The organism is Microvirga sp. P5_D2 (assembly GCF_054049475.1).
The window spans coordinates 1-24442 of record NZ_JBFUMH010000072.1; the positions used below are offsets into that span (position 1 = coordinate 1).

The following is a 24442-nucleotide window of genomic DNA, read 5'->3' on the forward strand; positions in this document are numbered from 1 at the left end:
ATGCTGGTGTGAGCCAGCCCCTCTCAAGCTAGGGTGTAAGGACGAGCCAGGGAAGAGAGTTCGGCACCATTCCTGCAAACATTGGCTCATTGGCTCTGATCGAGTGGACAGATCCTGACGGTTAGGCCGCCATTGCCGGCGCAAGAAGCCATTTCACTTGGGCGCCAGTGTTCTCCATCCGGCCACACGAGCTCCTCCGGTTCTGTCGCAAGTTATGGCTGAGGACAGAAAAATGCCCGAGCAGTTTGTCGCTGCTTTTGTCGCTGCTTATGCGACGAGCCGCTCGAACTGATCAGCGAGTGATAATTGCCGACTACAGGCATACTTCGCCTGTCCATTGCGCATCATGTGAACCATCTCTATGCCGCCAAGGAATATGCGGGCGCTATTCACCGACTTGAACCCAAGCATGGAACGAACCTGCCTTTTGACAGCACGATGATCCTGCTCAATGCGATTATTGAGATATTGGCTCTGCCGGATCCTGATTGGTTTCAGCTTTCGCCGAGGCGTCTCCCGTAGTCGGGTTGCCGTGTCACAGTACAAGATGGCTTCCCAGTTCGTCTGGCTACCATCGATCACGATCCGCTCGGGCCGGCCATGCCGCTTGAGTGCCTTACGCAGGAACCGTTTGACAGCAGTCAGGTTACGCCGCTCGCTGAACCAGAATTCGACGGTGTCGCCGTTGCTGTCGATCGCACGGTGGAGATAGCGCCACTGACCACGCACCTTGATGTAAGTTTCGTCGACATACCACTTAACAGTGACTCTTCGCTTACGCCGATTAAACCGCTGCAGCAACTCGGGAGAAGCGCACGACCCAGCGATGCACCGTCGCATGGTCGACGGAGATGCCGCGCTCCGCCATTATCTCTTCCAGGTTCCGCAGGCTCAGACTGTAAGCGAGATACCACCGTACGCAGAGCAGGATCACCGAATGATCGAAATGGCGGCCTTTGAACATCATGTACCTCCAGAGCGAGCCGGAGGCATAGATCGAACTGCGTTACCGATAGGTTTGCGACACATTCTATATCGGCTGTATGCATGCTTCAGGGTTCAGCCCAAATTCAGTAGGACGTTCATGCCAGTACGGCACGTTGGGTATATACATCTCCCAAGCTTTCGATCCTATGACCGAAGTATTTATCGGTAGGTCAACTAAGAATATCGACAGCGGTCCGGGCAAGCGCCAGAGTCCCGAGTGCGATTGAACGCTCATCTGGTTGATAGTCTGGATTGTGCACTTTGTCGGTCCTGCCCGGTTGCGATGAGCCGACCAGAAGCCGGAAGGAAGGGACCATTTTAGCTATGAGCGCAAAATCTTCCCCACCCATGCTTGGCTCATAGTCGATAGCCACATCTCCTATCTGTGCCCGGATAGCCTCAACCGTACGTTTGAGCATTCCTTCGTCATTCAGGATAGGAGGCGTTCCACGGGTGTACTGGAGCTCGCAGTTAACACGCATGCTTCGAGAGACACCTTCGCAAATGCGACGAATGCCGTCCTCGGCTGAATCCCGGGCCTGAGGCTGCCTACTGCGAACCGTACCTTTAAGCTCGCACAGCTCTGGGATCACATTCCTTGCTTGGCCAGCGTGAATAGAACCAATCGTAACCACACATGAATCGAGCGCCCGTACATCGCGTGACACAATCGTCTGTAATTGATTGATGATTTGGGCTGCTGCCACAATCGGGTCGACGGCGGCGTATGGGCGGGCGGCGTGCCCGGCCTTCCCCCTAACGATTATATCAAACGAGTCCACCGATGAGTTGGCGAAACCGTGTACGATTCCAAATTCGCCAACGGGGATTTCAGGACGGTTATGGAGGCTGAGCGCCATGTCAACTCCTCCCATAATACCATCTGCGATCATTTCTGCGGCCCCGCCAATCGCCTCCTCTGCAGGTTGAAATACAAGGCGGACATTGCCAGCAAGTCGGTCTTCCAACTGTTTCAGAACAGCGCCGACACCAAGTACGGTTGCGGTATGAATGTCATGGCCGCAGGCGTGCATGCGGTTTGGGATCTTACTCGCGTATGGTAGGCCTGTTTCCTCGTGTATCGGAAGCGCATCCATATCTGCGCGAATGAGTAGTGTCGGTCCGGGCCTTGCACCGCGAACATACCCCACCACACCCGTACGGCCGACGCCAGTCTTATGGTCTATCCCCAACTCAGCAAGCACTCTAGCAACAACTGAGGCCGTTCTGACTTCTTCGAAAGCAATCTCAGGATATTGGTGAAGGTCGCGGCGGATCTCGATAAACATCTTCTCATTTGCGGCGACCGTATCCGCAATGACTGACCTGATATCGTTACGAGTTTCAATGCCGTCCATCTTCTCTTTCCCTGGGCTTTGTGTTTCAACGGATCTAAGACGATTTTTTAGCTGGGTCTCGATGTGTAAGCAGCGGATTGTGTAGAATGCATTCCTGATGTTGCTGCGCGCGTCTTCAACCACAATTCACTTTAAGCGTTCAAAGACGGCAAAAGCCGGCGTGGCTCCTATCATCACAATGAATACCCGGATGACATGGTGCGCGGCCACAAAGGCAACCTCGATGCCGAGGGAAAGAGCAATTAGACTCATCTCGGCTAGACCACCCGGCGAGTAAGCCAGCAGCAACGGCACTTGGTCATAGGATGACATGTGGCTTACCCCGGCGGCGAAGATTCCTGTGCACCCAAGAAGGATCACCGTCGAGCCTGTTGACAGTATGAGGATGCGAACAATCTCCCGCGGAGCTGTCGTGACAAACCTGCAGCCGATGGTAGTCCCCAGGACGAGTTGTGCAACGTTCACAATCTCGATGGCTGGCGCAAACCGTGTCCAGCCGAGAGCGTGTACCGTCGCACTGAACAGCATGGGCCCAAGAAGGAGTCGAGCCGGAAGGCACAGGATATGGCCTAGCAGGGCTCCGGCCACAGCTGTGGCGAGAAGCCATAGCTCATCGCGCCAGGGTGTTTCAAAGATCGACAACCCGAACTGGAGTCTGGATCCCAGGGAGGTTCCGCTGATTAGCCGCACCAGGAAAGGCAGCGTGAGCACGACGAGGAGAATTCGGGCCGAGTGAACCAGCGCGATCGTGCGAGCGTCGCCGCCCTTATCCTCACCGGCGATGACCATCTCCATTAAGCCGCCCGGCATCCCAGAAAAGTAGGCTGTGGGGCGATCAAATCCTGCGACATAGCGGAAATATGCGAAGCAGGCTGAGCCGCTTACCAGGATAAAGACTGTCAAGCCAATTGTCGTTGGTATCCAATTCCCCACATTCTCGAAGATTTGAGGTGTGAACCCCGTTCCGAGCATGACTCCGATGATCATCGTCATCGGGGGCCGCACGCAAGCGGGAGCTGCAACGGGCGCGCGCATTAGGGAGGCCAAGGTACAGGCCACCATTGAGCCCAGCATCCACGGTAGCGGCAGTCCTAACCTTACAAATATCACCGCTCCTAGCGCACCAATCAGAAGGGCTACGAGAAAACGCTTGTAGGGAAAACGCGCAGGGTAGAAACTTTTTACCCACACCTTGATCGACTTGCTCAACTTCACTCTCGATCTCGCCCATTTCAACTATGCTCTTTTGCGAGTCACGCGTCGTTCAAATGGCAGGCCGACAGGTGACCTGGTGTAACCTCCTTTTTCAACGGCACCTCGATGCGACAGCGCTCCATTGCGAAGGGGCAGCGTGGATGGAAGTGACAGCCCTTCGGGGGATTGAGCGGACTTGGGAGTTCCCCCTCGACGGGCTTGAACCGGCGCTTGCCGGGCTCGATCCTTGGCACCTCTGCCAGAAGAGCTTTTGTGTACGGATGGTTCGGGCGGCTGAAGACCTCCTCCACCGGCGCTTCCTCGACAATACGTCCGAGATACATGATCGCCACTCGGTCGGAGATATGTTCGACCACACCGAGATCATGGCTGACGAACAGGTACGTCAGATCGAGCCGGTCCCGCAGATCCATAAACAAGTTGATGACCTGCGCCTGGATCGACACGTCGAGCGCCGCAACGCTTTCATCGCAGACGAGAAAGCTAGGCTGAACTGCCAGCGCACGTGCGATATTCACCCGTTGGCGCTGCCCGCCGGAGAATTGATGCGGGTAGCGTCCCTTCATCGTAGGGTCAAAGCCGGCGAAACGCAGGTACTTATCCACATACTCGGCCCTTCCCCCCTTAGGGATGAGGCCGTGAGTGCGCGGCGCTTCGGACACGATCTCTTCTACGGTCATGCGAGGATTGAGCGCAGCCATGGGGTTCTGAAAAATCATCTGCGTAGCAAGGCCGGCGGCACGGGCGTCAGCCGACTTCATGGCCTCGCGGGCGGCCCCCTGCCACAGGATCTTGCCCTCGCTCGGCCGGATAATGCCCGCAATGACGCGACCAAGTGTCGATTTTCCGCAGCCGCTTTCACCAACCAATCCGACGACTTCTCCCTTTCGGATGAATAAGCTCACATCGTCCAGGGCATGAACGACGGGGGCGGGCTTGGCGAGGCCCAGCCGCAATGCGATCTTTGCTGCAAGATCGGGCTTGGCGCCGAACTGGCGCGAAATACCGATGGCTTCAACCAACAAGGGGGACTTAGTCGGCATCATGCTTCAACCTTTGCCACGGGATGGATGCAGCGGAAGGCGCGTGTTCCTTCCTGAGTCAGCGCTGGCAATACGGCGCAGGCCTCCGTCGCCCTGTCGCATCGGGTGCGGAAGCTGCAGCCCGCAGGCAGATACGCGAGCGATGGAGTCATGCCGGGAATCTGGTGCAGGGGCTGCCCGCGCCGGTTCTCGGATGGAACTGAAGCAATCAGACCGCGCGTATAGGGGTGGCGCGGGTCTCCCAATACCTCGACGACGCTTCCTGTCTCGACCAGCCGGCCCGCATACATGACGGCGATATCGTCAGCCAGACGCGAGACAATGGCAAGATCGTGGGTGATCCATATGACCGCGGTATTCGACACCTCGGTGAGTTTCTGGAACTCCGAGATGATTTGACTCTGGATCGTGACATCCAAGGCCGTCGTCGGTTCATCGGCAATGATGAGATCCGGACGGTGGAGCACTGCAATGGCGATCGCTACACGCTGTCGCATTCCGCCGGAGAACTGATGCGGATAGGCGGAGAGCCGCTCTTCAGGACTGGGAATGCCGACGAGAGCCAGAGCATCACGGGAACGCTGGCGCGCAACCTCATGGCTCACGTCGTCGTGTGTGCGGACAGCCTCAATCATCTGGGTGCCGATGGTCAAGACGGGGTTCAGCGTCATCATCGGATCCTGGAAGACCATCGCGATGCGCTTGCCACGGACGCGGCGCATTTCCTCGCCCATAAGACGCGTGATGTCGGTGCCGTCGAAGAGAATCTGTCCGGAGGAGACCCGTCCGGGATGATCCAGGAGACCCATGATCGAGAAACCGGTGACTGACTTGCCTGATCCGGATTCGCCGACGAGACCCAGAACCTTTCCTCGGTCGAGGGTGAACGACACGTCGTTCACCGCGCGAAGGCCCGTCTTGTTCCCGAACTCGGTTACCAGATTGCGAACTTCGAGAAGCGGCGCCATTACTGGTTCCTCGGGTTCAACACGTCGCGTAGCCGATCGCCGACGAGATTGATAGAGACGATCGTGATCAGGAGCGCAATGCCGGGAAAGAAGCTGATCCAGTAGAGACCGGTCAGGAGATACTGATAGCCGTTCGAGATCAGCATGCCCAAGGATGGTTCGGTAACGGACGCTCCAAGCCCCAGGAAGGACAGAGTGGCTTCGAGGCCGATGGCTCGGGCAACCTGCATGGTTGCAATCACGATCACCGGGGCAAGGCAATTCGGCAGCAAGTGGCGAAACAAGATGCGCCAGCCCGGAAGACGCAGGGAGCGTGCGGCCTCGACATATTCCTTCTCACGCTCGACAAGGGCCGTGCCGCGGACGGTTCGCGCGTATGTGGCCCATTCGGCGATAACGAGAGCGATGATGACGTTGGTGACGCCCTTCCCGAGAACGGCGAGCATCATCAATGCCATAAGAATGGTGGGGAAGGAGAGCTGCAGGTCGACCAACCTCATGACTGCGTTTTCCGTCCGCCCTCCCATATAGGCAGCGAATAGTCCGGCTGTCGTACCAATGATTGCGGCGGCAAAGGCGGACAGCACACCGACCACCAGAGATGTTCTCAGCCCATAAAGGATGCCCGAGAGGATGTCGCGCCCTTGGCTGTCAGTGCCCAGGTGATAGACGGTACCCGTCATGGACTCGGATCCCGGAGGCAGCCGCCCGTCGAGAATGTCGAGCTGGGTTAGGTCATAAGGATCCTGAGGCGAAATCATAGGGGCAAGAATGGCCAGTACGATGATTGTCGCGAGAACGATGAGCCCCACAACAGCCCCAGGCGATCGCAGGAAGCTGCGGAACTGGCGACGGAAACGTCCCTGTTCGAGCGGAGTGGCGGGTTTGTTTATCACGGGAATTGCGTTCATGGCTCAAGCCTTGGCGTCTAGGCGGACGCGCGGGTCCAGCAGCGTGTAGCAGAGGTCGATTACGAAGTTCAGGACGACGAACAGCAGGACCATCATCATGAGGTACGCGACGATTACCGGACGATCGAGCAGATTGATGGAATCGATGATGAGCTTGCCCATTCCCGGCCAGGCGAAGATGCTTTCCGTCACGACCGAGAACGCAATGAGCGATCCGAATTCCAGACCGATGATGGTCACTACGGGGATCATGAGGTTTTTAAGAACATGAACATAGATGACCCGCTTCTCGCGCAAGCCCTTCGCCCGAGCGAACTTCACGAAGTCCTGAGGCAGGACCTCCTGCACCCCCGCACGGGTCAGCCTGAGGATCAGCGATGTCTTGAATAGCGCCAGATTGAACGCAGGTAACAGGAGGTGAATCAGGCCGTCCTGCGTCAAGAAGGACCATTGCCCGCCCAGAAGCCCGATCGTCGCTCCGCGCCCGTTCGTCGGTAGCCAGCCGAGTTCCACCGCGAAGACCATGATCAGCATCAGGCCGACCCAGAACGTTGGCAGCGAAAACCCGAGAATCGAGCCGGTCATGATGATGCGGGATGAAATCCGGTTCGGATAGAGGCCTGCGTAAAGGCCGAGCGGCAAGCCGATCACCACGGCGATTGCGAGCGCCGTAATCGCCAACTCCAAGGTCGCCGGCAGTCTCTCCAGGATCAACCCAAGGGCCGGTCGGCCATAGACGAAGCTGTTCCCGAAGTCACCCTGTGTAAGTCCTTTCAGGAAGAAGAGATACTGCATCCATAATGGCTGATCTAAGCCGTAATGCGCGATGACGCGGGCCCTCTCAGCCTGGTTCGCATCAGGATTGATGAGAATGTCCACCGGATTGCCGATGACGTTGACGCCCACAAAGACGATCACTGTCATGGCAAAGATGACGAAAACAGCCTGTATCAACCGCCGGATCAGAGAGGTTACCATTGGCTCTTCCTCCTATCGGCACACCGAGATCGCATGACCGTCACGCTGCGGATCAGCTGCGCCCTTCGACACTCCATTGTCGATCTTGATCGCATGAAGCGCCGCAAACGCATAGGCTTGAGGCGAGCGGACGATGTCATAGCCTTCGTTGCGGAGGTCCTTTTCGACCGAACGGGGGGTGCGGTTGCCGATATCGATCTTGTTCGACACGCCTACGATGCGCGGAGCCACGACAGCTTCCAGCACGGACATCTCGAAGTCGATGATGTTCATGACACACTGGGCAACTGCGGGTGCGATATAGCTGCCTCCCGGCGCGCCAACGACTACGAAGGGCTCGTCGTCCTTGAAGACAATCGTCGGCGCGGCCGAGCTAGGCCTGCGTTTTCCCGGGGCGATGGAACCAGGATGACCCGGGAACGGGTTGAACCGGCTCATCGTGCCGTTGTACATGAAGCCGAGGCCATCTGTGATGGCGCCCGATGGGCTGCCAAGCGTATGCGTCATCGCAACGGCATTGCCGTGCTGATCCACAACGGAGATATGGGTGGTGTCGCGTTGAGAGCGGTCCAGCCTGTTCACGTTCGCCCTTTCACCCGCCTTGATGGCAGCGGCGTGAGAGGCAGCATTCTCCTTCGACAGCAGGCGCTCGAAAGGAACCTCGACATAGGCCGGGTCGCCCATATGCGCATCCTTGTCGATAGTCATGCGCTTCATGGCCTCGAAGAGAATCCGGATGTGCTCTGTTCCTCCATGCTCCATGGCGCTGACACCGAAGTTTTCCATGATGTGCAGCAGTTCGAGCATCGGGAAGCCGGAACCGGGCGGGGGCGAGGTGGCAATGCGGTGGCCACGATATTCACCCCAGATCGGGGCTACCCTGGAAAGCTCGTATCTTGCCAGATCCTCGCGGGCGATCAAACCGCCATTGGCTGCGAAGTCCTCGGCGATCTGCTCAGCGATTTCGCCATGGTAGAAGATGTCCGACCCGCCGCTTCGGGCGATGCGCTCGAGGGTGTCGGCCATGTCCGGGTTCCGGAGGATATCGCCGACACCGCGAAGCGTGCCGTCATCCTGGAAATAGACGCGCCGGCCTGTCTCTGAGAAGCGCAGCTTGTCCGTTGTGCTGGCGAATCCGTCCCCCGACTGGTCCTTGGCCCAGTACCAGTGCATGTGATTGCGGATCATGAAACCGTTGCGGGCGCAGTCGATGGCAGGGGTGATCAGATCAGCCCAGTCGAAGGTGCCGTACTGGCGCAGGGCCGTCTCATAGCCCTTCAGCGAGCCCGGCGTGCAGACCGCAAGGTATCCGATATCGGAGATGTTGCCGTCGAGGATATAGCCGAAGCCATCCCGACTTTGGCCCTGCACCTTGTCGACCCACATGTCTGGCGTCGAGGCGAGAGGCGCCCGGGCATAGAACTCAAGAATGTCATGCACGCCCTTTCCGGGCATGTAGACATGCATCGAGCCGAAGCCACCGATCCCCGCCATCTGCGGATCGACGACGCCCTGGACGAAAGCGCATGCGAGTGCCGCGTCCACTGCATTGCCGCCCCGCTTAAGCACCGCGGCGCCAGCCTCCACGGCTTCGGGCTGAGGTGCAACAATCGTCGCATTCTTCATTTTGCGCGCCTCACAGCCAAAGTCTTGGCGAGGAACGATTTCACGTGTCCCAGAACCTTAATGCGGTCGTGCGAGACGCCGGGAACCTTATCGAGCGTGACCGTTACGCCTGCGTCGCGGAAGGAGTTGGCGAGCGCCTCGAGACGCTCAGGCCGTGTCTCACCGGCGTCGTTGGCGCCTTCGATGTAGTATTTACTGCCGGGCTTATGGGTGATTTCCCAAGTTTCGAGATCGGCGTCGCCGACCACCATGTGAACCGGCACTTTCGCCAATGCCTCGCGGTCGAAGGGTTTGCCGAAGCGAGCCTCTACGTCGCGAATGCCAACCCACCAGTCGCGCTCGGTGTCGAGCAGCGTCACCGAACCTGGCGCTCCTACCGAAGCTGCCCAGAGCTTTTCCGGGTGCAGGATTGCGAAGCGATGGGTGAAATGCCCCCCGCCGGAGAAGCCAAACATAGCGAACTCCGACCAGTCCTGGTCATATTTCAGGGCCATCTCCTCGACCATCGCAAGGAGGACCCGATCGTAGCGGATGTCGCCTTCCTCCATGTACTTGTAGCCGGATCGGGCTCCATCGCCCAAAACGTTCATGGGGAAAATCGGACAAAGAACCGCACAGTCGTTGTACAGGCCGAACTCGGCGAAAGCATCACGGAACTCGATTGCCGAAGTACGTCCCGTCCCATGAACTGCAACGAGAAGGTCGACCTTGCGCCCCGCCGCGGCTGTCGGCGGGACATAGAGCAGCATATGCAGCCTGGGGTCGATCGAGGAGGCGAATATGGCCGTATACCCATAGTCATAGACCGCCCGCGCGCGGGCGGCTGCGCCGCTCGTGCCAAGTTCTTGCATCGTATTCTCCTGAAAAATACATCGGGCGGGCAGCACTGGAGCTGCCCGCCTCGTCGAAGTCTATTGTGCCGGCTTCACATAGTAAGCGAGCGTATACTTGTCGCCGCGTGGCGTGTAGGCGACGCTCTTCTTCGCGCCAAGCACGACGTTCTCGTAATGCATCGGCAGGATCCAGAGGTGGTTAAATGCCTGGGCGGAGAGCTCCTCCAGCAGCGGCAGGCGCGCTGCCTCCTCAAGAGTCGAGGTTGCCCGCTCAAGGGTCGCATCGAGCTGGGGATCCGAGACCCCGCCGCCGTTGTAACGGCCCGTGCCCTTGTCCTTGTTCCTCGTAGCGACCAGCGCGACCGCAGGATTGGTCGTCTCGCCGGTGTTCACGCCCCACGAACCGAGGAAAGCGCTGAATTCACCGGCTGCGTAAGCATCAGAGTACATTGACCAAGGACGAACTTCGACCTGGGTCTTGATGCCGATTCGCGCCAGCATCTGCCCGACAGCCTGCAGGACTTCGCTGTCCTTTACGTAGCGCCCAGACGGGCCGTGGAGCGTCAACTGGAACCCGTTGGGATAACCGGCCTCGGCCAGCAGGGTCTTGGCCGCATTCGGGTCGTAGCCGACCGGCTTCACCGCCTTGGAATGGCCCATATAGCCTTCGGCGACGAACTGATGGGCAACGGTGCCGTTCTTCTGCATGACCCGGTCGACGATGGCCGGGCGATTAATGCCCATGAGGATGGCGCGGCGCACACGCTCGTCTTTCAGCGGGTTCTTGGTTAGCGCTGAGCCGTCGCTAGCTTTCACGAAGGGCGAGGCATCGCGGCTGACATCGAAACCCAGATAGACAAGGCGAGACGATAGGCCAGTGATGACCTGAAGCTCTTTGCTGTCCTCAACCCGTTTCATTCCATCGGCGGGGAGCGATTCAATAATGTCAATCTCACCGGAGAGAAGCGAGGCCAGACGGGCACCATCGTCCGGGAGAAAACGCAAGGTGACATCGGACCAGTGAGACGCACCGGCGAAATAGTTCTGGTTACGCTTCAGAACAAGGCGGTCACCGGGGGCATAGGACGCGAAAGTATAGGCTCCCGTTCCTACCGCGCACTTACCGCTCTCGAAATCCTGTACAGGAGCTTTCGCGCAGTCAGCGCTGATGATGCGGATGCGGCTGATGGAGTTCAGTAACAGTGGGTCCGGCACCTTCGTTTCTACGATGACCGTGAGTGGATCAGGCGCGGTCACTTTGGCGATGTTTCGGGTGTAGGCAGCAAAGCCTTGGCTGGGTTTGTCGCGAGCGCGAAGTAGAGACCCGATCACGTCCTCGGCATCAAATTTGCTACCGTCATGGAAAGTTACACCGTCGCGCAGCTTGAACTCCCAATGCGTCGGATCAATGAGTTTCCAACTCGTAGCCAGTTCCGGCTCATTGGTAGAAGTTCCCGTCAGATTGATAAGGCTATCCCAAATGTGGCGCGAAGCTGCATTGTTCGGAGCCGAACTGTCCTCATGTGGGTCAAGCGTTGTGGGTGTTGTTGATATCCCGATTGTCAGCGCGGCGCTCTGCGCTTGAGTCATTGCAGGTGCGGCAACTGTTGCGAGAAGCGCAACTACCGCCCCTTTGAAATGGCTGTTAGCCATATCCCTCTCCTTGTTATGCTTGGGTTCAGTACTGGTTGTGGATCCAGCCTAGCGGACAGGTAGCACCCCATCTCTGAGGACAGAGGGTATGATCCCGTCATAATGCTGTCAAACAAAGAACAGTCATGTTACGGCAGGCGAAACAAGGTGTTAAGGGTATGACCCTGGACAAAATCTCACACCAAGATCGCTCTTGATGGAACATGCAATGGAAAAAAACAGCGATATTATTCAATCGGTTGACACTGCAATTTCAGTACTGATGGCGGTGGCCCAGAACCCCGACACGCGTTTGACGGATATTGCCCGAAAGTTGGATGAAACCAAACCAAGAATCCTGCGAATGTTACGCACACTGGAACACCGTGGATTCATACGCAAAACACCTGAGGGCGGTTATCGCCTTGGCAACACAGTTATCGTTTTGGGGACAGCTGCATCGACCCAAGTCGACCTCGTGAAAATTGCCACTCCAATTCTCGAGAGCATAGGTCAAAAAGTAAACGAGACAGTACAACTCCGCATCATCGACAATGCCGAGTCGCTCTGCATCGCTAAATTCGAGCCGAGCCGGGATCTTCGTGTGCACGCATTGATTGGACGGAGGCGGCCGCTATACGCTGGATCCAGCAAAGTCCTGCTGGCGTTCCTTCCGCAGCAACTGCAATTGCAAGTGTTGCCTGCGCACCTTGATCGATTTACTCAGCGAACAATTACGGATCGCAACAAACTGATGACGCAGCTTCACGCGATCCGCAAGGCGGGCTACTGCCTCAGCAGAGGAGAGGTTAGCGAACAACTCGTCTCGGTCGCGGTCCCTGTGCTCGCATTTGACGGCTCTGTTATCGCTGGCCTGAATATTGCTGCCCCGGCATTCCGGACGCAAGACAGCGACCTAGATCGGTTTGTCATGCTACTGAAGGACGCGTCCCAAAAGATTTCTAGGGAGCTTGGCTGGTGAGGAGGAGTTCCCTCCTAATGTGGTTCCGTTGCAACTCCTGACAGGGGTCAAGCGATGGTCGGGCTGGGACGCAGGTTACGCCGCAGCGCCGAACAGGGCTTTGTTGCATTAACCTGAAAATGGGCAAACGAGTCCAGTCGAATGGGTCACTCAGACCGCAAGGCCGAAGAGCTGGTTCACAAGGCGGATTTCGCCTATCACGTCACGCTGTGCCAGGCCGCAATGGCCGCGGCGGATCATCCGCATCACTTCGAAGCCTTTGATGGTAGCGGAGGCTGTTGCCATCCTCTGGAAGCCGCGGGTCGGCCTGATCACGCGCTTGAGCGCGCCATGGTCCGCCTCAATGATGTTATTCAAATATTTCGAGGTGCGGTGCTCAACATCGTTCGACAGCAGGCCGTTCTTCTGCAGGCGCTGGATTGCCTTGGGATACGACGCCAGTTTGTCAGTCGTAATTGAGGATGGTGGATAGTCACTCAGCGTCTTCAGGGATTTGCGCAGGAAGCGATACGCCGCTCTGGTGTTCCGGCGGTCTGAGAGCATGAAGTCGATCAGCTGGCCATGCTTGTCGACAGCCCTGAACAGATACTTCCATTTTCCACCGACCCGCACATAGGTCTCGTCTACGCGCCAGGAGCCAGACCGAGGCCCCTGATAGCGGCGCACCCGCTTCTCAATCTCTGGGGCGTAACGCTGAACCCAACGAAAGATCGTGCTCGGGTCGACCACGACGCCGCGCTCCTGCATCATTTCAGCCAGATCGCGGTAGCTGATGCCATACTTGCAGTACCAGCGGACGCACAGGAGGATAATCTCGACGGGAAAGCGGCGGCGCTTGAACAGAGACAACAGGGCGGCTCCTCGACTGGCCGCATTCCTCTAAACCGCCAAGGTTAATGCAACGGCGCCATCCCCACAGCTCTGCCCTTCACGGCATGTTGCGGATATCAGCGACAACTAGACTACATTCCTGTGACTGGGATAGCTTGATACGAAGTCGTTCCAAGCGCGAAGAGCCGCCCCCTCCGCTTCTGCTGCCGTCCCGCACGGTTCCGACAAAGGGCCTTGCGGTGCGATTTCGTTTTCGCAACTGAGACAGAGAAAATGCGCCTCGTACTGCCTATACGCCTCAAGGCAGTTAATCCCTAGTTCGGCGCCTCTGCATACTGGGCATGGCTTAGGCTCAGTCATTGTCGTTCCACTCTACCGTTGATACGGAATTTGCGGATCAGGGAAGCGCTAATCTACGCGCATAAGATGATCGCGCGTGCCTCTCGGGGCTCTCACTCGCTGATATTGAGGATCGAAATCTTCGACTCTTCCCGACGCCACAACCAGTAACACTCCTGAATAGCCTCACGGGCGAGTTCCGGCTCGCGATCCCTTAGGGCTTGCACGAGTGCGCGGTACGCTTCGACGTTTCGCTCGAACGCACCGCGGACCATGGAGATGATCCTCACCTTGTTCGCAATCACAGATCGGATGACGGACGAGAGACCATCGACAACGATGACGATCACCGGGTTACGGCACGCCCTGGCAAGGCTGGCGTGAAGCTCGAACTGGAGATCGACGACATCCTCCACGGTTTCGGATGCAGCGATCTGGTCGATGAGGTCATCGAGCGCCTCGAGGTCAGCGGCGCTGGCCTGGATTGCAGCGGCTCCCGCCATCTCCCGACCGATCATTTCCATGGCGTTCTGGATCTGATCGATCGAGATGAAGCCGAGCTTCAGCGCCACTCCGAAGTAAAACTGCAGGAACCGGGAGTTCGGCAGCGCCAGATAGGTCCCGCTGCCCTGGACGCGCTGAAGCAGCCCAAGCGTCTCAAGAACGGTCAGCCGGTCCCGCAGAGTCGGGCGCTGGATGCCGAGTTGGTCGGCCAGCTCACGCTCTGTGGGAAGCTTGATCCGCCCGCTGTTGTCGGGCCTGAGCTCCATTGCGATGTCAATGACACGTGCAAGGATATCGTCTTCACCGTCGGTCATCTAAAACCGTAGTTCCTTTTAGCCAGTGGCTCGCGCTCCGAGACGGGGCCTCGCCTCCTCGTCCGCGTACGGGCCAGAACTACGATCTGCAAGGCCGTGCATCAAGTCGCGTAGCTGTGGATAGGCTGCATCGAAGATCGTGAACATGCGGTCGTAGGTCTCGATTGTCCGTTGGGACCCAGGCTGGATCGCCGTTGCGTTGGCCGAGATCAACGGAAGCTCCTTATCATCACTGCCCGTGAACAGCCCTGCCGCTATAGCACCGAGCAGGCCTGCTCCCAGTGCCGCAGCATCGGGCATATCAGACATGATATAGTCGAGCTTCAGGACGTCCGCCTTCATCTGCCCCCAGAACTTGTTCCGCGCTCCGCCACCTACACTGAGCATGCGCTCCGGGCGTTTTCCCCACTTGGTGGAACCCCGCTCCAGAATCTGCCGGAGGCCGAAGGTCGTGCCCTCAAAGACGGCGCGGACCATATCCTGCCGGCTGTGTCGGAGGAGAAGCCCGAGCCAGCTGCCGCTTGCCTCTGCGTCCCAGATGGGGCTCCGCTCGCCGGCAAGGTAGGGCAGGAACAAGAGACCGTTGGCTCCTGGAACCGACTCCTGCGCCAGGCGCTCCAGCTCGGCAAGAGTCTTGAGCTCCGGCCAGACCTTGTTGTTGAGCCAACCGAACGCACCGCCCAGCGTCGACATCGCCCCGTGGGCGAGCCAGCGGCCGGGCACAATATGATGGCGATGCAGGAACGACGGCTCAAAGTCGGGCCGGGCAAGGCAGAAGGTAATGACCCCGGACGTGCCGACGGATTCGAAAACCTCGCCGCTGTCCATCAGGCCAACCGCAAAGGAAGCCGCTGCCGTGTCGGCAGCGCCGAGCGCTACGGGGGTGCCGGCCGAAACTCCAGTCAGGATGGAGGCTTCATCCGTTACTCGACCGATCATATCGGTACAGCCGCTGATTTCCGGCAGGAGAGCCGCATCGAGCTCCCACCTCGCTAAGAGGTCGCGGCTCCAGGACGGCTTGAGATCAGCAATGCGCATCATACCGGAATAAGAGGCTTGGGTCGGCTCGATGCCGTCTTGGCCACTTAGGCGGCGAGCCAGGAAACCGTTGAGCATGGTAACCCGCCGCACTTTTGACCAAGCACCCGGTTCATTCTCACGGATCCAGGCCAGGTTGGCTGCCCAGCAGGTAGACGTGCTGGCCCGGTTGCCGGTCTGCTGCATATCTGCTTCAGCGTCAGCACCAACCACATTTTCGAGACCTGCTTGGGCCCGGCCATCGAGGTAAAGGATGCCCGGCCGTATTGCCTGACCATCCTCGTCGAGAAGGATGGTCGTCGGGCAAGTTGTGGCAAGCCCAATCGAGATGATCGTAGGGACGCGGGCGGCAACCTCGCGAATAGCATCGGCGGTGGCTGCCCAGTAGCGGTCGAGGTCGATTTCGGCCCAGAGCGGATAAGGCGTGACCACGGGAACCGCCCGATGTGCCTTTGCAACCAAGCGGCCTTCACGCGTGAAGGCACAAACCTTGATCCCGCTCGTTCCAGCATCGACCCCGAGGAAGGCTTCAGTCATTGCGGATTGCTACCTTAAGGGCTCGCCCACTCTCTGCCTCTTTCAGCGCCTCAACGGCATCCGCCAGTCCGAAGCGATGGGTGACAAGCGAGTTGGCATCGATGAGCCCGCCTGCAAGCAGGTTGAGAGCTGTCTCGTAGTCCTGCCGGCGTAGCGCGCTGGCTCCGGTCACAACGATCTCGTTGTAGTGCACGAGATTGACGTCGAACGTCGCCATGTCACCCGCCGAGAAGCCTGCAAAGAGGTTGACGCGGCCGCCCTTGCGCACGAGCTTCAGTGCCTCATTCGCAAGCGCCGGAACGCCGATGGCTAGGATCGCCACGTCCGCGCCGAGCCCGTCGGTCACCCCACGAATCACCCCCGCCAAATCCTCTTTGGTCGGATCGCAGGCGATGTCGACGCCGCGCTCGAGAGCAGCCTGGCGGCGCATCTCATTGGGCTCGCTGACGATGATCAGTCGTGCCCCAGCCCGACGCGCGAGCGCCGCATGCATGAGGCCAATCGGCCCTGCCCCGAGGATGACCACCACGTCACCCAGTTCAATGCCGACATTGCGCAGGCCATTGATGCAGCACGCCAGCGGTTCCGCAAGTGCAGCCGCCTCGAAGGCCATCCCCTGCGGGATACGAACGGCATTGCCCGACTCGAGCGCCAGCGCCGGCACCTTCAGGTACTCGGCATAAGCCCCATCGAACTCGTATCCAATGGCCTGACGGTTCTGACAGACGTTCTCCCGGCCGATCTTGCAGTAGGCGCATTTGCGGCAGGGAATGACAGGATTAACCGACACCGGGTCGCCGCAGGAGAACTGCGAGACACCATCCCCCACTTCAACCACCTCGCCCGCAAACTCGTGACCGAGAACGGACGGGAAGCGGACACCCTTGGTCTTGCGGCCGCGCAGGATGCGGATATCCGTCCCGCACACAGTCGCAGCCCTCACCTTCAGGATTAGCTCGCCGGGTCCGGCGGACGGGGTTGCGACATCCTGCAAGATGACGTCGTCTGGAGCACGAAGAACTGCTGCCTTCATTTTTGGAGGTCCTTCTCTTCCTCGAGGGCGCGATCATAAACCTTGAGAGCCGCCTCGACACTGGCATCCTCGTGCATCAGAGCCGACAGAGCCTTGATGACGGCGGAGGTATGCGGGTGAGACCACACGAACCGGCCATAGGTGACGCCGCGCATACCGACATCGAGCGCCTGGCGGGTCATGCGCAGATAGTCCTCCAGAGTCTCGCCCATCTCACCACCAGCGAGAGCGACGATGGCCGGGCAGGCATCCACCACCGAGCGGAAGCTCTCGGCTGAACCGGACCACATGGTCTTGATGATGTCGACGCCAAGTTCTGCACCAGCGCGGACCGCATAGGCCAGCACCTCAGCGTCGTGCTGGTCCTTGATCAGAGAGCCCTTCGGATAGATGTGGGCGACGAGCGGCATGCCGGCCGAAGCTGCTTCCTTGGAAATCTTACCGAGGAAGGTCAGCTGCTGGGCTTGATCGGGACCACCCACGATGCAGCCGACCGAGATGGCATCGGCGCCGAAGCGCACCGCCTCCTCCACGTCGGCGACCGGCGTGTCATAAGTCGGATGGTACTGCACCGAATAGGCGCTGGCCTTCAGGATGATCGAAGCCTGTCCGGCGTAAGGCGCGAAAACCTTCTCGGCGATGCCCTTGTGCATGGTGATGCCGTCTGGCTTACCGGCGACGACCTTGCGCATGACGGAGCGGATGTCCACCAGTCCGGGCATCATTCCGCGGGTGATCGGATGATCGACCGTGATAGCCAGCATGCGGCCGGACTTGGGGTTCACAATCCGGTTAAGGCGAACTTCTTTCCCGAGAAACATAGAGGCTCCTTAATGCACAGTCGGATAACGCCGACGAAAGAGGGATATCGTTTGGTTATACCAATTTTGCGTTTCGTGCAAATAAAATGTACAATTGGTATTACCAATTCTTACATTACCAAATTTCTGGGCTTTCCCGCCCAAAACAGATCGATGTTCTCAAACAACTGATCCGTGAGCCCTTGAACGGCCTCGCTGCTGGCCCAGGCCACATGCGGGGTGAGGATGAAGTCAGGCCGTTCGAGCAGGCGCATGAAGGGGTGATCAGCCCCCGGTGGTTCTGCCGTAACCACATCGAAGGCAGCGCCGGAGATCTGACCGGCGGTGAGCGCGTCAGCCAGGGCCTGCTCATCCACGAGTCCACCCCGTGCTGTGTTGATAAGGAGCGGCCTGCGCTCCATGAGAGAGAATTCAGTTGCCGCGATCATGTTGCGGGTCGAAGGCATGAGCGGAGAGTGAAGCGTGATGATGTCGCTCTGGCGCATCACGTCCTCGAAGGGGGTATAGAGGGGCCCCATGCCCGTCGAGCCTTTGTAGGCGGAGAACAGCACCCGCATGCCAAAGCCGCGGGCAATATCGGCAACGGCCCGTCCCAGCACGCCGTCGCCAATAATACCAAGAGTGGAGCCGGCAAGATCGCGGATCGGATGATCGAAGAAACAGAACTGTTCTGCCTCCTGCCAGCGCCCCCGGCGGACCGCGTCTGCATAAGCCAGGATGCTGCGCCGCAGAGCCAGGATTAGCGCGAAGGTGTGTTCAGGCACGGTGTTCACCGCGTAGTTGCGGATGTTGCACACGGCCACCCCGCGCTCTGAGCAGGCCGCGACATCAACCACGTCGTATCCGGTAGCGGCGACGGCAACCAGCTTGAGGTTGCGTGCCTGCGCAATCGCTTCCTGTCTCACAGGTGCCTTGTTGGTGATCAGGATGTCGGCATCGGCAATACGGTCCGCGACGTCACCCGGAGCAGTCTTGCCGTAGGTGATCAATTCGTGCGGAAAAGACGGCATCCGCAGCTTTGTCTCAGGCGAGAGCGTCTCGCGGTCGAGGAACACAATTCGTGCCGGAGTACGGGACAAGGCCTCAGTCATGCACACCACTTTCTGCACATCGGTTGCGGCGATCCATACCGCGCATGTTAGGTCTGGAATCGCCCTGGAAAAATTCCCCCTGCCCTCGCTGGGAAGAATGAAGGGCGGGAAGCTGACTTACCCGGCCCTCTATGATTTACGGAGCTGTCAGTAGAGCCCGAGGAGCCTGATCGGCCCTAAGGTCAGAACCGGAAACAGGACCAGCGCCAGGATTGCGGCGGTCAGGATCAGCACCGGCACCATGGACCCGCGAATGACATCTTCGATCGACATCTTGGCCACCTGGGCTACTGCATAGAGGCACACGCCAACAGGCGGCGTCACCAAGCCAAGTGTGAGCGTGACGACCGTCACGATCAGGAAGTGCATTGGATCAATGCCCATCTTGAGAGCCGGAGGCAGCAACACCGGGATAAGGATGAACATGGCCGCAATCGCATCCATGAACATTCCAACCACGATGAGGAACAGGAAGATCAGGAACAACGCCATCGTCGGACCGGTGCTGATGCTGGCCAGGAACTCGGCCACTTGAACCGGTAATCCGTCGAAGGCGAACACCCAGGCGGCGAGTTTTGCAGTTGCTGCGATGAACAGGATCGTACCGGAAGCGCGAGCCGTCTCGACGAGGATATTCCAAATCTCGGCGGGAGGAATCGTGCGGTAGACGATCACCGACAGCAGCATCGTATAGACAACTGCGATAGCGGCAGCTTCGGTCGGTGTGAAGAACCCGTTAACGATGCCGCCGAGCAGGATGACGGGCGTCAGCATCGGCAGGATGGCGCGAAGCCCTGTTTTCACAACGAGGCGGAAATTAAACGGCGAAGGCGGATTGTAGCCGTAGTGCACCGAGTAGAAATGGTTAAACACCATGAACACGAAGGCGATGAACAGGCCAGGGATCAAACCGGCCACCAGCAACGTTCCGATGGACACGTTCGCGATTGAGCCTGCGATCACCACCAAGATGGATGGAGGGATGATAGAGGACAGCGTCGAAGTGACCAGTGTCATGCCGACCGCATAGCCTTTGGGGAAACCATGCCGCTCCATGGCTTTGATTTCGATAGCACCCACCGATGCAATGTCAGCGACGGACGATCCAGAGATGCCACCGAAAATTACGGAGGAAACCACGTTCACGTGACCAAGGCCGCCAGGCATCCAGCCGACCATCGCTTCCGCGAAGTCGAAGATGCGCTCGGCCACGCGTCCCCGCTCCATGAAGTGGCCGACAAGGATGAAGAGCGGCACGGCCACAAGCAGGAAGGAGTTCATCGCCGAGAACATGCTTTGCGACAGCAGATCGATCGGCGTTGAGGTGAACATCATGATGGCCGCGACGCTGGCGAGACCGAGCGCCACTGCCAGAGGAACGCCGAGGGCCGACAACCCCAGAAAGAGGAGAAGAAGCGCAATGCTCATGACGTATGCCCTTTCGAAACGAAGACGTCAGGCTCCTCGAGGTCAACCTGCGGTGGGATGCCGACTTCCGGAAGTGCGATGAGATCGCGGCTTGTCTTCAGCGATTCAAAGATGGCCAAAATGGCAAGAATGGCCGAAATCGGCATGATCAGCCCAATTACCCACATTGGAATGGGCAAAGTTGCCGTCTCTTCGTTCATCATGATCTGTTGATTGACAAGGCTGAGCCCAGTCCATCCCATCAGGATGAAGAACAAAACCGAAGAACTGACATAGATCGGGACCGCGAGCCGCCGGAACACACTCGGGATCGCGGCGATGAACACCACGACCCTTGCGCTTTCGACTGTCCGGAAACCTGCCGCCAGCCCAAGGAAAACCATCCAGACAAAGAGATAGCGGGTGGCCTCTTCTGACCAGGAGACGGGACTGCCAATGAGGCGGCTCACAACCTGCAGCAGCACCACGATCAGGATGCCAGCGGCAGTCGCCCCAGCCGCGAAATCGGCTGTGACTTTAACAAACTTGCCAAGAAGTGACGGTTTATGAGCCATGGGTACCAACCCCCTAATCGGCGCCGGCCGCGATTGCGGCCAGCGCTCTTGGATGAAGTCGATTTTATTGCTTGCCGACAGCCGCAATGGTGCGGTCGAAGAAGGCCTGATCCTTCACCAACTGTGCGAAGGTGGGGAACAACTCCTTAGCAACGGCTGCGAAGGCTTTTTGCTGCTCGGGCGTAAGGCGCTCGACCTTCATGCCTTTTTCAGTCAGCGTTGTGATTGACTTACCTTCATCGGCAGCATCGTTCTCAATCTTCCAGGCCTCGGCCTCGACAGCAGCCTGCTTGATAGCCGTCTTCTGATCCTCAGGAAGCGCCTTGTACTTGGCGGGATTGATGCCGAGCACCCACCCATCCGCCATGTGGTTGCTCATGGTGGCGTAGGACTGCACTTCGTAGAACTTGGCCGTGACCGGAATGTTGATCGGGTTTTCCTGCCCATCGATGACCTTCAGCTGCAGAGCGTTGTAAACCTCAGCAAAGGCCATGGGAGTCGGAGCCGCGCCCATCTTTTTGAAGAACTCAACCCAGAGCGGGTTGTTGGGCACGCGGAACTTCATGCCCGCAAGATCCTGCGGACTGGTGATCGGCTTGCGGGAATTGGTCATCTGCCGGAACGGCCGCGGCCACAGCCCGAGGCCCTGGATGCCGATCTTGTTCAGATCACCGAGAAGCTCCTGCCCCATCGGACCCGAGAGGTAGGTCCGAAGCTGAACCGTGTCCGAGAAGAGATATGGAACCGAAATCGCCGTGAACTTCGGATTGAAGTTCGCATAGAGCGAAGTCGAGAGCAGAAGCATGTCGAGAGAGCCGCCCGCGAGCTGCTTCACCGCCGCTGAAGGGTCGCCACCATACAGCTGCCCGTTCGGGAACACTTTGACAGTGACCTTGCCACCAGTCTTCTGCGACACCAGTTCTGCGAACTTATTTGCCGCCAGGGTGATCTCAGAATTGTCCGGGTCAGGAGTCGATAGGGTGAAGTTCGTCTGAGCATTCACTGCGGTCGCAGCAAGCACTAGCGCGGCCGTGGCCAAGCCGCGAATCATGGATTTCAGCACTTTGGTTTCCTCCTGTTTGATGTGATCTTGTTGTTATTGGTTATACCAAAAAGCTACCTGATTATGTAGGTGCTGGCAAGTGTACTCTCACAATGGCATAACCAATTGCGGCGTCAGACCTTAGTCGAATAAACTGTTCTGGATGGTAGCCTCTTGGTTTGGCCAATTGCTAATCTGCTAAGAGGACACCCGAAGCTGCACCGAGTCGAATGAGCCTAACGGGGCGACAGTCGAGCTTTTTCTCGCTGCAAGGGCAAAGCTGATTTTCAGACGGGCAATTGACTGCCATCATCCGGACACTTCTCTCGGAAGGGCTGCGAGTCGATGAAGACGATTAGGGATTTACCGGTTTGGCAAGCGCTTCAGGTGCATTCTGCAACTGTGCGTAAGTTGCATCTGCGCGACCTGTTTGCTCAGGATCCGGAGCGCTTCAGGCGGTTCTCGCTCCACATCGACGATCTCCTGCTCGACTATTCCAAGCATAGGATTACGGCTGAAACCATGAGCCTTCTCCTCGATCTGGCGCGATCGGTGGATGTGGAAGGCTGGCGCGACCGGATGTTCGCGGGCGAGAAGATCAACACAACCGAGAACCGGGCCGTGCTGCATGTGGCTCTCCGTAATCGTTCAGGCCGGCCGATACTGGTTGATAATGTCGACGTCATGCCTGGCATCGAAGCTGTCTTAGAGAAAATGCGGCTCTTCTCCGAGCGCATCAGGAGCGGCGATTGGCGCGGAGCCACGGGCGAGACCATCACGCACATCGTCAATATCGGCATCGGCGGTTCTGACCTCGGGCCTGTCATGGCCTGCGAAGCCTTGAAGCCATATCAGCGGTCGGACCTGCGGCCACACTTCGTCTCGAATATCGACGGGGCGCATCTCACCCACACCCTGACCCGCCTCGATCCTGCTCGCACGCTCTTCATCGTGGCATCGAAGACTTTCACGACTCAGGAGACGATGACCAATGCGGCTAGCGCACGGGCTTGGCTGACCGCTGCCCTGGGCGAGGACGCTGTGGCCAAACACTTCGTGGCGGTCTCGACCAATGCCGCCGAGGTGGCTCGGTTCGGCATCGATACCATGAACATGTTTGAGTTCTGGGACTGGGTTGGCGGACGCTACAGCCTGTGGTCCGCCGTCGGCCTGCCAATTGTCCTGGCTGTCGGGTTCGAGTGCTTCAGCGAGTTGCTTGAGGGCGCTCATGAGATGGATGAGCACTTCCGCGACGCCCCGCTCGAACAGAACATGCCGGTGATCATGGGGCTGCTCGGGATCTGGTACCGCAACTTCCTGGGTGCCTCGACCCTGGCCCTGCTGCCTTACGATCAGCACCTGCATCGCTTCGCTGCCTATTTCCAGCAAGGGGACATGGAGAGCAACGGCAAATCCGTATGCCGAAACGGCAGCCGGGTGGACTACGACACTGGCCCGATCATCTGGGGCGAGCCGGGCACGAATGGCCAGCACGCCTTTTTTCAGCTTCTCCACCAAGGCACGGAGTTGATCCCGGCCGACTTCCTTGCCGCAGCCCAGAGTCAGACTCCATTGGGCGATCACCACGAGAAGCTGCTCGCCAATTTCTTGGCGCAGACACAGGCCCTGGCTTTTGGCAAAACGGAGAGCGAGGTCCGTGTCGAATTAGAGAAGCAGGACCTGACAGGAGACGCCGTTGAGGCTCTCGTGCCGCACAAAGTCTTTGACGGCAACCGGCCTACCACCTCGCTTCTCTACCGAAAGCTAACGCCTCGCCGGCTCGGCTCGCTTATTGCGCTCTACGAGCACAAGATCTTCGTTCAGGGCATCATCTGGGGCATTAACAGCTACGATCAGTGGGGCGTCGAACTCGGCAAGGAACTCGCATCACGCATCTTGCCCGAACTCCGGAACAATGAAACGGGAACCAGTCACGACAGTTCGACAAGCGGCCTGATCAACCACATCCAGCATCTTCGCCGATCTGTGCACTAGGCTTTCAGCTGCAACGACATCTGAACTGACATTTCGCTTGGTAGCGGCGCAATGCTCTTGATACGTCGGTTTGATGAAGCCACCGCCATCGGAGCGTCGTTCCGGTCGATCTTGAGTTTCCAGTTTCCGCTTAGGGTCGAGGCTGTGTCAAAACGCGGGATCTGGTAATCTGGTGGGGTTAGCACGGACTGGAGGGATCGCGATGAAGCGGTTTGTCCAAGGCCAGGAGCGCAGCCAGGGCACCTTGTTCCCGGCCTGCCTCGACGAGTACGTCAGCGAGGACAATCCGGTGCGGGTGATCGACGTCTTCGTCGACGAACTCAACCTGCGCGCTCTGGGGTTCGAGAGGGTCATCCCACAGGCGACAGGCCGCCCGGCCTAT

At 58.5% G+C, this 24442-nt stretch carries 21 protein-coding genes and 1 pseudogene; 3 read left to right on the forward strand and 19 right to left on the reverse strand.

The annotated features are described in order from the left end of the window. Window positions 1-267 precede the first annotated feature (267 nt). The 10 genes from ACXJKO_RS17795 to ACXJKO_RS17840 form a co-directional block, all read right to left on the reverse strand. Window positions 268-964 (reverse strand): IS6 family transposase gene (locus ACXJKO_RS17795; protein ID WP_457092425.1). Its coding sequence is split into 2 segments (ribosomal slippage): window positions 268-808 and window positions 807-964, totalling 699 coding nucleotides; the frame shifts between segments, so codons are not numbered across the junction. 193 nt (window positions 965-1157) lie between these two features. After that, on the reverse strand, window positions 1158-2345 hold the full coding sequence (locus ACXJKO_RS17800) for a M20 metallopeptidase family protein (RefSeq protein WP_457092426.1): 1188 nt from the start codon (window positions 2343-2345) through the stop codon (window positions 1158-1160). Window positions 2346-2471: 126 nt separating this feature from the next. Then, the gene (locus tag ACXJKO_RS17805; RefSeq protein ID WP_457092427.1) at window positions 2472-3554 is read right to left on the reverse strand and encodes an AbrB family transcriptional regulator; all 1083 of its coding nucleotides are present in this window, start codon (window positions 3552-3554) and stop codon (window positions 2472-2474) included. Between the two features lie 44 nt (window positions 3555-3598). Then, the gene (locus ACXJKO_RS17810) at window positions 3599-4603 is read right to left on the reverse strand and encodes an ABC transporter ATP-binding protein (RefSeq protein WP_457092428.1); all 1005 of its coding nucleotides are present in this window, start codon (window positions 4601-4603) and stop codon (window positions 3599-3601) included. Beyond that, window positions 4603-5571 carry an ABC transporter ATP-binding protein gene (locus ACXJKO_RS17815; RefSeq protein WP_457092429.1) on the reverse strand — a complete coding sequence of 323 codons (969 nt, stop codon included), beginning with the start codon at window positions 5569-5571 and terminating at the stop codon, window positions 4603-4605. Before ACXJKO_RS17815 ends, ACXJKO_RS17810 begins: the two co-directional genes overlap by 1 nt. Then, window positions 5571-6482, reverse strand: a complete 912-nt coding sequence (locus tag ACXJKO_RS17820) for an ABC transporter permease (protein WP_457092430.1) — start codon at window positions 6480-6482, stop codon at window positions 5571-5573. Before ACXJKO_RS17820 ends, ACXJKO_RS17815 begins: the two co-directional genes overlap by 1 nt. Window positions 6483-6485: 3 nt before the next feature. Beyond that, entirely contained in the window at window positions 6486-7460 is a 975-nt protein-coding gene (locus tag ACXJKO_RS17825) for an ABC transporter permease (protein WP_457092431.1), read from the reverse strand. Window positions 7461-7472: 12 nt separating this feature from the next. Further along, the gene (gene ggt / locus ACXJKO_RS17830; RefSeq protein ID WP_457092432.1) at window positions 7473-9086 is read right to left on the reverse strand and encodes a gamma-glutamyltransferase; all 1614 of its coding nucleotides are present in this window, start codon (window positions 9084-9086) and stop codon (window positions 7473-7475) included. After that, a complete protein-coding gene (locus ACXJKO_RS17835) occupies window positions 9083-9937 on the reverse strand; it encodes an alpha/beta hydrolase (protein ID WP_457092433.1) in 855 nt (284 codons plus the stop codon). The genes ggt and ACXJKO_RS17835 overlap by 4 nt, the downstream gene beginning before the upstream one ends. Before the next feature lie 60 nt (window positions 9938-9997). Then, window positions 9998-11572 (reverse strand): ABC transporter substrate-binding protein, encoded by a 1575-nt coding sequence (locus ACXJKO_RS17840; protein WP_457092434.1) that lies wholly within the window; start codon window positions 11570-11572, stop codon window positions 9998-10000. Window positions 11573-11768: 196 nt separating this feature from the next. Here ACXJKO_RS17840 and ACXJKO_RS17845 point away from each other — a divergent pair, with 196 nt between their 5' ends. After that, window positions 11769-12533 (forward strand): IclR family transcriptional regulator, encoded by a 765-nt coding sequence (locus ACXJKO_RS17845; protein WP_457092435.1) that lies wholly within the window; start codon window positions 11769-11771, stop codon window positions 12531-12533. Window positions 12534-12683: 150 nt separating this feature from the next. Here the strand turns inward: ACXJKO_RS17845 and ACXJKO_RS17850 are convergent, their stop codons facing one another. The 9 genes from ACXJKO_RS17850 to ACXJKO_RS17890 all read right to left on the reverse strand — a co-directional run bounded on the left by ACXJKO_RS17850 (window position 12684) and on the right by ACXJKO_RS17890 (window position 22074). Further along, the gene (locus ACXJKO_RS17850) at window positions 12684-13382 is read right to left on the reverse strand and encodes an IS6 family transposase (RefSeq protein WP_457092436.1); all 699 of its coding nucleotides are present in this window, start codon (window positions 13380-13382) and stop codon (window positions 12684-12686) included. A 434-nt stretch (window positions 13383-13816) separates the two neighbouring features. After that, the gene (locus ACXJKO_RS17855; protein ID WP_457092437.1) at window positions 13817-14521 is read right to left on the reverse strand and encodes a FadR/GntR family transcriptional regulator; all 705 of its coding nucleotides are present in this window, start codon (window positions 14519-14521) and stop codon (window positions 13817-13819) included. A gap of 18 nt (window positions 14522-14539) precedes the next feature. Further along, the gene (locus ACXJKO_RS17860) at window positions 14540-16096 is read right to left on the reverse strand and encodes a xylulokinase (RefSeq protein ID WP_457092438.1); all 1557 of its coding nucleotides are present in this window, start codon (window positions 16094-16096) and stop codon (window positions 14540-14542) included. Beyond that, window positions 16089-17129 carry an alcohol dehydrogenase catalytic domain-containing protein gene (locus ACXJKO_RS17865; protein ID WP_457092439.1) on the reverse strand — a complete coding sequence of 347 codons (1041 nt, stop codon included), beginning with the start codon at window positions 17127-17129 and terminating at the stop codon, window positions 16089-16091. The genes ACXJKO_RS17860 and ACXJKO_RS17865 overlap by 8 nt, the downstream gene beginning before the upstream one ends. Continuing rightward, window positions 17126-17950 carry a class I fructose-bisphosphate aldolase gene (locus ACXJKO_RS17870; RefSeq protein WP_457092440.1) on the reverse strand — a complete coding sequence of 275 codons (825 nt, stop codon included), beginning with the start codon at window positions 17948-17950 and terminating at the stop codon, window positions 17126-17128. The genes ACXJKO_RS17865 and ACXJKO_RS17870 overlap by 4 nt, the downstream gene beginning before the upstream one ends. Window positions 17951-18060: 110 nt before the next feature. Then, window positions 18061-19041: a D-2-hydroxyacid dehydrogenase gene (locus tag ACXJKO_RS17875; RefSeq protein ID WP_457092441.1), complete on the reverse strand. Its 981-nt coding sequence runs from the start codon at window positions 19039-19041 to the stop codon at window positions 18061-18063. Between the two features lie 147 nt (window positions 19042-19188). Next, window positions 19189-20469, reverse strand: coding sequence for a TRAP transporter large permease (locus ACXJKO_RS17880; protein WP_457092442.1), 1281 nt, complete (start codon window positions 20467-20469; stop codon window positions 19189-19191). Continuing rightward, window positions 20466-21023 carry a TRAP transporter small permease gene (locus tag ACXJKO_RS17885; RefSeq protein WP_457092444.1) on the reverse strand — a complete coding sequence of 186 codons (558 nt, stop codon included), beginning with the start codon at window positions 21021-21023 and terminating at the stop codon, window positions 20466-20468. The genes ACXJKO_RS17880 and ACXJKO_RS17885 overlap by 4 nt, the downstream gene beginning before the upstream one ends. Before the next feature lie 64 nt (window positions 21024-21087). Beyond that, window positions 21088-22074 carry a DctP family TRAP transporter solute-binding subunit gene (locus ACXJKO_RS17890; protein WP_457092445.1) on the reverse strand — a complete coding sequence of 329 codons (987 nt, stop codon included), beginning with the start codon at window positions 22072-22074 and terminating at the stop codon, window positions 21088-21090. 336 nt (window positions 22075-22410) lie between these two features. Between ACXJKO_RS17890 and pgi the strand changes: the two genes are divergently transcribed. Together pgi and ACXJKO_RS17900 are read left to right on the forward strand one after the other, a co-directional pair. Then, the gene (pgi, locus tag ACXJKO_RS17895; protein WP_457092443.1) at window positions 22411-24060 is read left to right on the forward strand and encodes a glucose-6-phosphate isomerase; all 1650 of its coding nucleotides are present in this window, start codon (window positions 22411-22413) and stop codon (window positions 24058-24060) included. 202 nt (window positions 24061-24262) lie between these two features. Beyond that, window positions 24263-24442 (forward strand): annotated as a pseudogene (locus ACXJKO_RS17900) (IS5/IS1182 family transposase); the annotation flags it as partial.